Raw genomic sequence first — 12,395 nt, forward strand, 5'->3', positions numbered from 1 at the left:
GGAATGACGAACGGCTTCTAGCGGTGCCCTTTCGAGAGGGCGCGCTCGATGCGGAACTGAAGAATTGTTAAAACAGAGACCATAGCCATGTAGTAAAAGAGTGCCGCGCCATACCATTCGAGGAAGCGGAAGCTGGTTGCGATTGCAAACTGTGTGATCGTCATCAGCTCTTTTAGAGAGATCACGGTTGCAAGGGACGTGGACTTCAAAAGCGATATAAATTCGTTGACCAATGCAGGCATGGCAATCCGCAGAGCCTGGGGCAGCGTGATTAACAAGAAGATTTGCCATTTATGCAGACCGAGTGCGGCGGCACCCTCCTTTTGGCCTTTCCCTACGGCATCAAAAGCGCTCCGCAGTATCTCAGAGAGATAGGCGATCTGAATGAGAGCCAGGGCGATGAAGGCCGCAAAGAAAGGCGTGAACCAGCCCGCCCGAAAAATCGGCGATATTTGCGGAAGCCCGTTCCAGACGAAGAGCAGGATCAACAGGGCCGGAGCACCGCGGAACAGCCAGACGTAAGCGCCGACAAGAAAGCGCAATGATCTGTTCTTTGAACCGGCGGCGGAACCGAACGCCATCGCCAGCACCAGCGAAACGCCCATGACCAGCACGGATAGCACGACCGTCAGCATGGCCCCTTTCGCAAGGGGCCAACCGAAGAGTGCGGAGAGGAAGAGATTAAAATCGAACATCGCACCGCGTCCCACTCAGTCGTGAGCGACGTCGGTCGATGTTTCCGGCAAGCCCCACTTGACCAGCAAGGTCTTCATCTCGCCGCTTGCCTGCAGGGACTCGATCGCTTCCTTGACGAGCCTTCGGTCATTGACGCTCTTGCGCATGTAGATGCCGTATGTCACGCTTTCGTCATACGTATAGGCGATCCTCATCCTGCCGGGCATCTGCAGCAAACGGAACGCGGCCGTGGTGTCCTGCGTGATAGTACCTCCAGCCCGCCCAACAAGTATCTGTTCGATCACGCCCGAGGCGGACGGATAGGTTTGGACAACGGCCTCCGCCTTGCCGTCCTTGACGAACTTGGCGTTGAGATCGGCCATCGTTTTTTCATAAGTCGTGCCGGCCTCGATCGCTACGACCTTGCCGTTCATATCTTCCGGCGTCTTCGAGTTCACGTCGCTCTTGGGCACGAGCAGAACCACATGCGACGCGAAATAAGGCACACCGTCGTATTTCTCGAGCCGGGCCGGCGTGATCATGATACCGCTTGCGACCAAATCGCAACGGCTGCTATCGAGTGAGGGCAGCAGCCCCTTGAAGTCGCCGACAACAAATTCGGCCTTCGCGCCCCAGCGCTTAGCGATTGCATCGATGACATCGATTTCAAAGCCGACAAGATTGGTGTCGCCGGGATTTTTGTAATATTGCATCGGCGGGAAGTCCCCGGCTGTGCAGACCTTGAGCGTCCCGCTCGAAGCAAAGTCCGGCTTGGCGCCATCCGCCTGGGCATGTCCTGCCGCTCCCAAGGTAACGAGGCCGCAGGAAAACAATTTAGCTATCCATGTCAGTCGCTCATTCATATCTAAGTTCCCTCTTTTTGTGGTCTCTTCTGAGATCCTTCCTTCATTGCACCACGGAACATTTCAGCAGACAAACTAAATTTTCTGCGGTAACATTCGCAGAAAAACTAAACGAATATCTGTAACAAGAATGTACTCGGTGCCCCGGGGAGACGCACGAATGTCGTTGCCACCGCTAAACGCACTGCGCGTTTTCGAAAGCGTCGCCCGGCTGGGACACCTTGGTGCGGCGGCGGCTGAATTGCATGTAACGCCCGGCGCGATTAGCCAGCAGCTTCGCACCCTTCAGGACGCTCTTGATGTGCCCCTGTTCGAGAAACGCGGTCGACAACTCGTCCTCACCGAATATGGCGCGATCCTGCAACGCTCCGCTCGGCAAGCGATGAACGCCTTGACGATCGGAGTTCAGGAAGTTGCCGCCCAAAAATCGAATGACGCAGGCAAAAGTACGCTGACGATCTCTATTCCTCAGGTGCACGGAGTTGCCTGGCTGGCCACTAGGCTTTTCGACTTCATGGCGGAGAACCGAAACATCACCCTCAATGTGATAACTGCCAGCCGCGCCAGCGACGTGAACTGGCGCAGGGCAGACATTGCTGTTGTCTACGGCGCTCCGCCATGGTCGGGTTTCTGGTGGCATCTGCTTCATGGCATCCATATGACGCCAGTGTGCAGCCCGCAATTATTGCGCGGCCCTCACGCGATCCGACAAATCGGAGATCTTGCCTATCACCGCCTCCTGCACGAGGACGACGGTTCTCAATGGAAGAGATATCAGTCAGCAGCGGGCGTTACCCAGATTGGCTACTCCGAGGTGTATTTCGACGACTTTGGGATCGTGTTACAAGCGGCCCGCGATGGATACGGCGTTGCGCTGAGCGACGAGATCATATCTGCGCGCGATCTTGATGAAGGGCGGCTAGTCCAACCTTTGACCCTCACCGTACCCGCGCTTAAAAACTATTACTGCCTATGCACCGAATCGAAACGTGAACGATCGGACGTGAGTCATTTTGTCGACTGGCTGGTCGCGGAAGCAGGAAAAGCCACCGACCTGAGCAAGCGACGCGTCTTCTTGCCCTAGGATGTTACCGACTGCGGGCCTTCAATATGGAGGCAAAGCTCCTGCGCAGTACTTATCGGCTTAAGCGAATTCCTGGGCGGGCGTCGACGGGCGCGACGACAGGCGACGATATCAGCATCAGCATTTCGACATTGCTGGCATGGGCGAGACCCCGTCACCGATCACCTTGAGAGGTATCAAAGCGGAAAACCTGCAAATCTTTCCAGCAAAGAAGGTTCGCGGCGACCATTGTCAGCCGCTGATCCTGCTTTTGAGCGAATGACAAATGAGCGACTACAAAGGTTCCGAGACGCCTTAGCCGCAGACCAGGATCTGAGGCGCCAAAGATTGATCACGGTGCAACCAAAATCACCTTCGCCAAGACGGCGTCTCCTTGGCAAAGAAGGCCGCAATCCCCTCTTGAGCTTCATTTGTCTCCCAGCGGTCGGCCAGGGCAATTGCAGACATATCTGCAGCATCCGAAGCGTCAACGCCCGCAAGCGAACGACAAAGGCGCTTAGCCTCGCTGATCGCACCCGGCGCGCATTGGAGAAAGGCGAGAACCTCTTCCTCGACCGCGGCGTCTAGATCATCGGGCCGGCAAGCCCGGGAAAGCATCCCTGCGCGGACAAGAAAGGCCGCATCGAAAGGCTTGGAGTTGAAGAAGACCTGGCGCGCGAAAGCTTCCCCAAGGCGCCGGATAACAAAGGGGCCGATCGTGGCGGGGATGAGCCCAAGCCGGGTTTCCGTGAGGGCAAACCGGGTCTCGTCCTCCGCAACAACGACGTCGCAAACGGCGATCAGCCCCAATCCACCGCCATAGGCGGCGCCATGCACACGGCCGACGACGGGTTTCGGCAGCGCATTCCAGTGCCCAAGCATGCGGGCAAGATTGGTGGCCTCCGTCAACTTCCCAGCGCGATCTTTGTCTGCCTGGGCGCGCATCCAGCCAAGGTCGCCGCCCGCGCAAAAAGTCTTGCCCTGGCCGGCGATGATAACGACACGTAAGGCCGGATCCGTGGCCAATTCCTCGGCTGCCTGCGTGAGCTCGGCGATCATCATTGCGTTCATCGCATTGTGTTTGTCTGGGCGCGCCAGGGTCACCGTCGCCACGTTGCGGGCGTCCGTGCTGACACGGATGGTCTCATAGGTCATCGCTCTCTCCTCTCAATCCGCTTTGATGTGATGGCCGCGACATAGCATTCCGCGGCCTGCAGCGCCGCCCGGTTGATCCCCGTCTCGAAGCCGCGCGGTTCCAGAAAATCCAGGAGCGCGGAAGTCGACAGATTGCCCTTGGCACCGGGAGCGTAAGGGCAACCGCCAAGGCCGCCGACCGCACTATCAAAAGTACGCAGGCCCATATCCAAAGAAACAGCCACGTTATCGAGCGCCGTATTTTCGGTGTCGTGAAAATGTCCGGCGAGCTCGGTTGCCGGAATGCCGGCAAGAACGGCCTTCAACATTCGCGAGACGGTGGCCGGCCTCCCCGCCCCGATCGTGTCGCCAAGAGAAATTTCGTAGCAACCCATCTCGCGGAGCGCCAAGGCAATATCGCGCACCGCCTCCGGAGCCACTTCTCCGTCATAGGGGCATGCGACGACGCAGGAGACATAACCGCGCACCCGGATACCGGCCTTTCCGGCCGCCGCGAGCAGGGGCTCGAAGCGAACCAGGCTTTCTGCAATCGAGCAATTGATGTTCTTCCGGCTGAACCCTTCCGAGGCGGATGCGAAAACGGCGACCTCGTCCGCCCCTGCGGCCTGCGCCAGTTCGAACCCGTTCATGTTGGGGGTCAGTACCGCATAGCCTGTCCCCGGCCGGCGGATAATTCCTCTCATGACATCCAGCGCATCCGCCAGTTGAGGAACCCACTTGGGAGAAACGAAGCTCGTCGCCTCTATCTTCTCAAATCCGGCGCGGGACAGAAGGTCGATCAGTTCGATTTTCCTTGCAGTCGGAATGATCGGTATTTCGTTCTGCAACCCGTCCCTGGGGCCTACCTCGTAGATGCGGACATGTTCGCTCATGCCGCGTGTTCCTCCAGCACGATGAGCACAGAACCACCTTCGACCGCCTGACCGGCAGCGCATTTGACGGAGGCCACGCGCCCCGGGCGCGGAGCGACAAGGACCGTCTCCATCTTCATGGCTTCGATAATGCCGAGCTTTGCCCCACCTTCCACGACGTCTCCCTCCGAAACGGTGAGTGTGATGATCACACCTGTCATCGGCGCCGTCACGACGTTACCCGCATCCGCCGCTACGCCGTTGCCCGAACGCGCGTCCGGCATAAATATGTCGCGCACCATGTCTGACGTGCTGACGGAAATCAGAAGCCCCGCCTGGCGGCGCGCAAGAAATACCTTCGCCTCGACCCGAGACATGGTTGGTCCGAGACGGGCGGCAATATCATCGCCGTCGATTTCAACGGCCCCAAGGACCGCATCTTCACGTCCCCCGGACAGCCTCATCGAGCCGTGGCTGTGAAGCGTCAGGCGCCGATCGACGACCTCGCCGTCACAGACAAGGCGCAGGTCATGAAAAGCCTCATCCCAGAGGCGCCAGCCGAAACGTGGCGCCCGTAGGTCGATCCCCAATCCGGCAATGGCGGCAATGGCCAGATGGATCTCCGAAACCGGCGTGGTGGCGGTCAGGCCGTCCAGATCCCGTTCAATCAGGCCAGTGTCAAATTTTCCGTCGCCAAACCCTTTATGCGATGCCAACCTTGCCAAAAATCCGGCGTTCGTGGCGGTTCCGGCCACGTGGGTGCCTCGCAGGGCGAGGATAAGCCGATCGAGGGCGTCGCGGCGATCCGTTCCGTGGCTGATGATCTTGGCGATCATCGGATCATAGAAGGGACTGATATGGTCGCCCGAACATACGCCCGCGTCATTGCGGGCATGGCTGGAAAAGGCCAGATGCTCGACTTTGCCGGTGGCAGGAAGAAAGCCTCTGGCCGGGTCCTCGGCGTAAAGGCGAGCCTCGAACGAATGGCCGGAAATGGACAGCGCTTCCTGCGCCAGCGGCAGGGGCTGGCCCGCCGCGATGCGCAATTGCCACTCCACCAGATCGACACCCGTAATGGCCTCTGTCACGGGATGTTCGACCTGAAGGCGCGTGTTCATTTCCATGAACCAGAAGCCATCGGCACGCAGCGGTCCGGAGCCGTCCACGATGAATTCGATCGTGCCGGCGCCGGAATAGTTGACCGCCCTAGCCGCTTTTACAGCCGCATCCGTCATCGCGTCCCGAACCTCCGGGGTCATGCCGGGTGCCGGGGCCTCTTCCACCACTTTCTGGTGGCGCCGCTGCAGCGAACAATCCCGCTCGAAGAGATGGACGACATTGCCATGGTTGTCGCCGAACACCTGCACCTCGATATGTCTTGGGCAGAGGATATATTTTTCGATCAGCACCTGCGGATCGCCAAAAGATGCCTGACCTTCCCTGCGGGCGGAGGCGAGCGCCTCGCGGAAGTCCGCTGGGTCGTCAACCCGGCGCATCCCCTTGCCGCCGCCGCCGGCGCGCGCCTTGATCAACACGGGATAGCCAATTCGTTCCGCCTTCGCGGCGAGGAAATCTGGATCCTGCTTGGCACCCTGGTAACCGGGCACGATCGGCACGCCAGCCTCTGCCATTAGGTCTTTTGCGGCATCCTTCAGCCCCATGGCCCGAATCGACGCGGCGGACGGACCGATGAAAACCAGGCCGGCCGCTTCGACCGCCTCCACGAAACCGGGGTTCTCCGACAGAAACCCGTAGCCCGGGTGGACCGCCTCCGCGCCCGTTGCCAGCGCGGCGGCAATAAGCTTGTGTCCGGCGAGGTAGCTTTCCGAGGCCGGCGAGGCCCCGATATGCACTGCTTCGTCCGCCAGCGAAACATGTAGCGACTGCCTGTCGGCATCCGAATAGACGGCCACGGTTCGCACACCCATCCGGCGCGCTGTGCGGACCACGCGGCAAGCAATCTCACCCCGGTTTGCAATCAAAATCTTGGAAAATGGAGGGGTCATCATCACATCCTAAAAAGGCCGAATTTGGTTTCCTGGACGGGCGCGTTGAGCGTCGCCCGAAGCGACAGTGCGACCACGTCACGGGTCGTGCGCGGGTCGATGACACCGTCGTCCCAAAGGCGGGAGGACGCGTAGAGCGGGCGGGACTGGCGATCGAACATTTCGAGCGTCGGACGCTTGAATTCCTCCTCGTCCGCCGCTGACCATGAGCCACCCTTCGCCTCGATGCCAGCACGTTTCACATTAGCCAGAACCCCTGCTGCCTGCGCTCCACCCATTACCGAGATGCGGGCGTTGGGCCACATCCAGACGAAACGCGGGCCAAAAGCCCGACCACACATGCCGTAGTTGCCGGCGCCGTACGACCCGCCGATGATCACCGTAATTTTCGGCACCGACGCCGTGGAAACGGCGTTCACCAGTTTTGCTCCGTCCTTGGCGATGCCGCCGGCCTCGTATTTCGATCCGACCATGAAGCCGGTGATGTTCTGCAGGAAAAGAAGCGGGATCTTGCGCTGGCAGCACAGTTCGATGAAATGCGCGCCCTTGACGGCGCTCTCCGAGAACAGGACGCCGTTGTTGGCGAGAATGCCAACGGGGACGCCATCGACATGGGCAAAACCTGTCACCAGGGTCGTTCCGTATCGCGGCTTAAACTCGGCGAAATCCGAGCCATCGACGATCCGGGCGATGATTTCGCGCACATCGTAGGGCGTTTTATCGTTCGCCGGCACGATCCCCATGATTTCCTCCGCCGGATAAAGCGGGGATTGCGGCACCCTCAGGTCGATAATTGGACGGGGTTTGGATCCCAGATTGGCGACGATCTCGCGCGCCAGCGCCAAGGCGTGGCGATCGTCATCCGCCAGATAGTCCGCGACGCCCGATAGCCGCGTATGCGTGTCGCCTCCGCCAAGGGTCTCAGCATCGATCTCCTCCCCCGTCGCAACTTTTACCAGAGGGGGGCCGGCTAGAAAGATCGTGCCTTGTTCGCGAACGATGATCGTCTGATCGCTCATGGCAGGCACATAGGCACCGCCTGCCGTGCACGACCCCATGACCACGGCGATCTGTGCGATGCCTTTCGCGCTCATGCGCGCCTGATTGAAGAATATCCGACCGAAATGATCCCGATCTGGGAAAACCTCGTCCTGGTTGTTCAGGTTCGCTCCGCCGCTATCGACAAGATAGACACACGGAAGCTCGTTCTCCTCCGCAATCTCCTGGGCGCGCAAATGTTTCTTTACGGTGAGCGGGAAATAAGTTCCACCTTTCACCGTGGCATCGTTGCAGAGGATCATGCAATCGCGCCCTTCGACGCGGCCAATGCCCGCGATGGCGCCTGCGGAAGGCACTTCGTTATCGTAGTGCCCGCTTGCAGCGAAGAGCCCGACCTCAAGAAACGGAGAGCCGGGATCAAGAAGGGCCGCGACCCGCTCGCGTGGCAGCATTTTGCCGCGGGCCTTGTGGCGTGCACGAGCCGCTTCGGAGCCGCCCTGCATGATCCGTGCGGCTTCCAGTTCAACCGGCGCCAGCTGCGCTTCCATGGCAGACCGGTTTTCCTCAAACTCCGGCGCACCGGTCAGCACGTTGCTCGGCAATATCGTCATGCAATCTCTCCTGTCATTCGGGCACCAGCCTCTCGACCACCGAGCGGTTCCTTCCCGGCGCAGACATGGTGGTCAAAGGGGCGTTGTCGGTTCACTGCTGCATCAGGCTCGGAAGCCACAAGGTGATCTGCGGGAAGACGAGCAGCAAAAGCAGGATGAAGAGCTCAACGATGATAAACGGAACCAGTCCACGGAATATCCTGCCGAGGGGCACTCCCGTCTGCGCCGCGGCTACATAGGCGTTCAGACCGAGCGGTGGCGTCAGCAAGCCGATCTCGACCGTCTTCGTCACGACTATTCCGAACCACACCGGATTGAAGTCCAGCGCCATGGCGATCGGAAACATCAGCGGCATGGCCAGAGAGAGGATCGCCAGCTGATCCATGAACATGCCCATGACCAGCAGCGTGAGCATGATGATCGCCATGATCGTGCCACGCGAAAGTTCAGTCGTCGCGACGAACTCGAGCAGCGTGTGGGTGATCCGCGTGAACGCCAGATAGTTGGAGAAGATCGCCGAGCAGGCCACGATGGCGACGATCATCACGGTTGCGCGGATCGTGTTGGAAATTGACCTGTTCAAGCTTGCAAACGAAATGGAGCGCTGGGCGATCACGATGATGAGAGATCCCATCACCCCGAGCGCCGCGGCCTCGGAAGGGGATGCATGACCGCCATAGATCGCGCCGATCACAACGAGCAGCAGAGCCGTCATCGGCAAGACATGGCGGCTGGCCTTCACCGCCTTCTTCAGCTCGAAGGGAGGACCTTTCGGGGCCTGGTCCGTCGTGTGGGCAATGATCTTTATGACGACGGCGAGACCTACCGCGGTCAGAAGCCCGGGAATGATCCCGGCGATGAAAAGCTGCCCGATCGAAGTCTCCGTCAGCACTCCATAGACAACGAGCACGATCGAAGGCGGTATGACGACGGCAAGAGTGCCGCCGACAGAGACGACGGCCGCGGCCAGCCTGCGGGAATAGTTGTGGTTGCGCATCTCGGGGTAAGCAGAGGCTGCCATCGCCGCCGTCGAAGCAGTCGAACTGCCGACAAGCGCCGCAAGAATGACCGCCGCGCCCACGGTCGCCATTGCAAGACCGCCCTTGACGTGCCCAACCCAACCCTGGCACGCGACGATGGCGCGCCGGGTCACGTCCCCCGCGGTCAGTAGTTCGGCCATGAGGATGAACAGCGGGATCGCGACAAGGATGAATGAGGATGAGCTGTCGAAAAATGTCCGTTCCAGCACGGCAAGCGCTGGTCGCGATCCAAGTTGAACGGCAAGCCCGATGAAGCCGGCCAGCCCCATGGCGAATGCAATCGGCATCCTGAACACCATAAAAATGGCCAGCAGGACGAGTATGGCGAGAAAGGTCAGCATGTGGTGAACGCAAGCTCCTTTGAGGAGCAGTCGGTTCGAAGACCGACTGCTCTGACGGGTAGGGAAAAGCGGCTGCGTTTACTGGGCGGTGAGTTGCTTATAGGTGTCCAAGACCGCTTTAGCCTTCTCGCCGCCCATGCGGCCCGCCCAGTCAGTGGCAACAAGAGCCATGCTGTCATCGAGGCTCGCGAGCTCGGCATCGCTAAAGGTGTAGGTATTGATGCCGGCTGCCTTCCATTTTGCGATGAGAACGCTGGCGCTATTGTCTTGCGCCTTTGCGACATGAACAGCGGTCTCATTTCCGGTTGTCACCATCGCTTCCCGGATTTCGGTAGCAAGGCCGTCGAACAGATCGCTGCGAACCACCATGACGAAGCTGTAGCCACCGAAGGAGCCGTTGGTGGAAATGTGGCTCACCACCTCGTTCAGCTTGTATCCCGGCACCGAGGCCAGCGGAAACAGGATTGCATCAAGCCGCCCGGTTTCGACAGCGGTGTAAACTTCCGGTCCCGGGATCGAGATCCCGACGGCCCCCAGGCTGCGCGCGGTCATGGCCTGGGTCCCGCCCGAGGTGCGCACGTCGATCGCCTTCCATTGAGCGGGCATGCCCAGTCGCTTCTTGGACAGGACCTGGTAGGGAGGGAGAACGAAGCCGAACACCGGCGTTACGCCGTTCGCCAGAAGCTCATCGCGCAACGGTCCTTCCTTCAACATGGTTTGCAGCGCCTTGGTGCCCTGGACGGCCGAGTCATAGAAGCCAGGCAGATCCACCACCGAGTTCAGCGGTAAGGATTCCGAATGATAGCTGGGACCCAGAAGTGCGGCATCGAGAATACCGCTCTTGACGGCATCGAGCTGCGCCTTGGCCTTCGCCGCCTGTTCGGCGGGGAAATGGTTGAAGGTGATCTTGCCTCCGGTGGCCTTTTCGACTGCTGCCATCCATTTGGTCGTGCCCTCCACCGACACGATATGGCTGGTGGACTGGAAGTCGCTCAGGCTCAGCGTTTCCGCCTGCGCCACGGAAGCGACCAGCGCGAGCGTAACGGCCAAGCCGGCCATGGGCTGTTTCATATTCACGATTTTCATTTTCAGTCTCCTCCCTGAATTGATTTCTCAATGGATCGGTTTAGGTGTCTCACTTTGCAAAGCGTCATAGAGCAGCCGAAACGCCAGGACTCCGCAGCCCAGAGGCACCGCGGCATAGGCCCACCCGAGCGGCCAATCGACCACGCCGAACTGGGTCTGCCCCCGCATAAAGGCATTCAGCGCATTCCTTCCGGACATGTAGGTGACGGCGAAGAAGAAGGTGGACGGAAGTAGCAAGCACAGCTTGACGACAGCCTTTCCCCACAGCCCCGGAAGTTGTTCCGGCAAGAAATCCAGCGCGAGATGGCCGCCGTCACGAAAAACCCATGACAGGGACAAAGTCGCCAGGGCCGGCATCAGATAGAGCTCGGTCAACTCGAACTGAAACTGCACAGGTTCGCCAAGGATCAGTCGCAGCATAATGTCCGCATTGATGATGACAACGATGATCACGAGGCTGAGGCACCCCAGCAAATGCAGGGTGTCCTCGACTTTTCTTAGAATGATACCGATGACGTTCAACCTATCCTCCCAGCGGTTGGCCGTCGGATGCCTCAGCGTTTGGGCAACTCGACGATAACGGAGCCAAGAGCAGACAACTCTCCGTCCTGCTGCACCGCACGCTGCTGAATTTCCAGCAGATAGCGGCCGGCATCCTCGAATTTGCGGCTGACGGTGCCGTTGATCAGGATGATATCGCCTTCCGGATTATGCCGGCGGACCTGGCATTTCGCCTGCCGCAGGAAACCGTCGTCGCCCATCCAGTTGGTGACCTGGTGGGTCAGCCACGAAGTGCGCTCCGGACCGTAGTCGTAGGCACCGGGGGCACCGACTTCGAGCGCGAATTCTTCTTCCCAATGAACGCGTTCGGGGCAATCGGGAATGCCAAACCGGTTTTTGATGCCGGCCGACGGATGCTTCTGTTGCAGCTGCCAGGCAAGCTTGTTGGCACGGATGTAGAGGCCACCCCAGCCCTGGGCGTAGGCGATGAAGCCTGTAGCGGTCATGGGACCCTTGACCATGGTTGGCAGTTCGTGACCCTCGGCGACGTCGTCCCAATAGCGAGTCTCGGCGCCGCGGATCTCTTCGTTCTCGTAATACTCGTAGTATTGGTCCAGCTCTTGCTGGGTATAGACACGGCGGCCATTTTCCTTGGTCTTCGTGTATTTCGTTCCGTTCTCGCGGGCTTGATCGCGATCGGTGCGGAAGCACCAACTGTCCGCATCCGCCAGCAGATCGCCCGTCTTCGCATCGTAAAAGTCGACGTGATAGATCTGCTGTACGGCCCGGCCGGCAAACCGGGTGTCGTGCTCGATAAGGTCCTTGAGATAGGCCTCGGTGCGGAACTCGGCATTGCGCGGGATTACCTTATGCCAATTCCAGTTCGCGCCCGACCACATCGCATGCACGCCCGGAAGGCCCCCAACATAGCCCGAAATGATCCGGCTGGTAGCAAACAGGAAGCTCGGCAGCGCGATCACATCGCCGTACTTGGTGTTCTTTGCGTAATCGGGGTCGCACCACAGCGGATTGTCATCACCAATGCCGTGCGCATAGTGACGGATATTGTCTCGTGTGGCCTCATAGCACCACGGCTCGACAGTCTTTTCGATCTTTACGCCAATGCGCGTGCGAAGATCGTCGAGACCCTCCTGCGTGATTTTTGGAAACTTCCGGATCATTTCATTCATCATGTTCCTCCTTG

At 59.5% G+C, this 12,395-nt stretch carries 11 protein-coding genes; 1 reads left to right on the top strand and 10 read right to left on the bottom strand.

Annotated elements, in window-relative coordinates; translation table 11 throughout:
• Positions 1-17: 17 nt before the first annotated feature.
• Together ACSQ3G_RS30235 and ACSQ3G_RS30240 are read right to left on the bottom strand one after the other, a co-directional pair.
• The gene (locus ACSQ3G_RS30235; RefSeq protein ID WP_436112951.1) at positions 18-695 is read right to left on the bottom strand and encodes an amino acid ABC transporter permease; all 678 of its coding nucleotides are present in this window, start codon (positions 693-695) and stop codon (positions 18-20) included.
• A 15-nt stretch (positions 696-710) separates the two neighbouring features.
• The gene (locus ACSQ3G_RS30240; protein WP_436112952.1) at positions 711-1,538 is read right to left on the bottom strand and encodes a transporter substrate-binding domain-containing protein; all 828 of its coding nucleotides are present in this window, start codon (positions 1,536-1,538) and stop codon (positions 711-713) included.
• Between the two features lie 160 nt (positions 1,539-1,698).
• Here ACSQ3G_RS30240 and ACSQ3G_RS30245 point away from each other — a divergent pair, with 160 nt between their 5' ends.
• Positions 1,699-2,622, top strand: a complete 924-nt coding sequence (locus ACSQ3G_RS30245) for a LysR substrate-binding domain-containing protein (protein WP_436112953.1) — start codon at positions 1,699-1,701, stop codon at positions 2,620-2,622.
• Between the two features lie 348 nt (positions 2,623-2,970).
• Here the strand turns inward: ACSQ3G_RS30245 and ACSQ3G_RS30250 are convergent, their stop codons facing one another.
• The 8 genes from ACSQ3G_RS30250 to ACSQ3G_RS30285 all read right to left on the bottom strand — a co-directional run bounded on the left by ACSQ3G_RS30250 (position 2,971) and on the right by ACSQ3G_RS30285 (position 12,381).
• The gene (locus tag ACSQ3G_RS30250; protein ID WP_436112954.1) at positions 2,971-3,756 is read right to left on the bottom strand and encodes a crotonase/enoyl-CoA hydratase family protein; all 786 of its coding nucleotides are present in this window, start codon (positions 3,754-3,756) and stop codon (positions 2,971-2,973) included.
• Positions 3,753-4,628: a hydroxymethylglutaryl-CoA lyase gene (locus tag ACSQ3G_RS30255; protein ID WP_436112955.1), complete on the bottom strand. Its 876-nt coding sequence runs from the start codon at positions 4,626-4,628 to the stop codon at positions 3,753-3,755. The genes ACSQ3G_RS30250 and ACSQ3G_RS30255 overlap by 4 nt, the downstream gene beginning before the upstream one ends.
• Complete coding sequence (locus ACSQ3G_RS30260) at positions 4,625-6,613, bottom strand: acetyl/propionyl/methylcrotonyl-CoA carboxylase subunit alpha (RefSeq protein ID WP_436112956.1); 1,989 nt, start codon at positions 6,611-6,613, stop codon at positions 4,625-4,627. The genes ACSQ3G_RS30255 and ACSQ3G_RS30260 overlap by 4 nt, the downstream gene beginning before the upstream one ends.
• Positions 6,614-6,615: 2 nt before the next feature.
• The gene (locus ACSQ3G_RS30265) at positions 6,616-8,223 is read right to left on the bottom strand and encodes a carboxyl transferase domain-containing protein (RefSeq protein WP_436112957.1); all 1,608 of its coding nucleotides are present in this window, start codon (positions 8,221-8,223) and stop codon (positions 6,616-6,618) included.
• 91 nt (positions 8,224-8,314) lie between these two features.
• Positions 8,315-9,604, bottom strand: a complete 1,290-nt coding sequence (locus ACSQ3G_RS30270) for a TRAP transporter large permease (protein WP_436112958.1) — start codon at positions 9,602-9,604, stop codon at positions 8,315-8,317.
• 78 nt (positions 9,605-9,682) lie between these two features.
• Positions 9,683-10,663, bottom strand: coding sequence for a TRAP transporter substrate-binding protein (locus ACSQ3G_RS30275; protein ID WP_436112959.1), 981 nt, complete (start codon positions 10,661-10,663; stop codon positions 9,683-9,685).
• A gap of 54 nt (positions 10,664-10,717) precedes the next feature.
• Entirely contained in the window at positions 10,718-11,212 is a 495-nt protein-coding gene (locus ACSQ3G_RS30280) for a TRAP transporter small permease (RefSeq protein WP_436112960.1), read from the bottom strand.
• 32 nt (positions 11,213-11,244) lie between these two features.
• The gene (locus tag ACSQ3G_RS30285) at positions 11,245-12,381 is read right to left on the bottom strand and encodes an FAS1-like dehydratase domain-containing protein (protein ID WP_436112961.1); all 1,137 of its coding nucleotides are present in this window, start codon (positions 12,379-12,381) and stop codon (positions 11,245-11,247) included.
• Between the last annotated feature and the right edge of the window lie 14 nt (positions 12,382-12,395).

Source organism: Neorhizobium tomejilense, assembly GCF_964254135.1.
In the GTDB taxonomy this organism is placed as follows: Bacteria; Pseudomonadota; Alphaproteobacteria; order Rhizobiales; family Rhizobiaceae; genus Neorhizobium; species Neorhizobium tomejilense.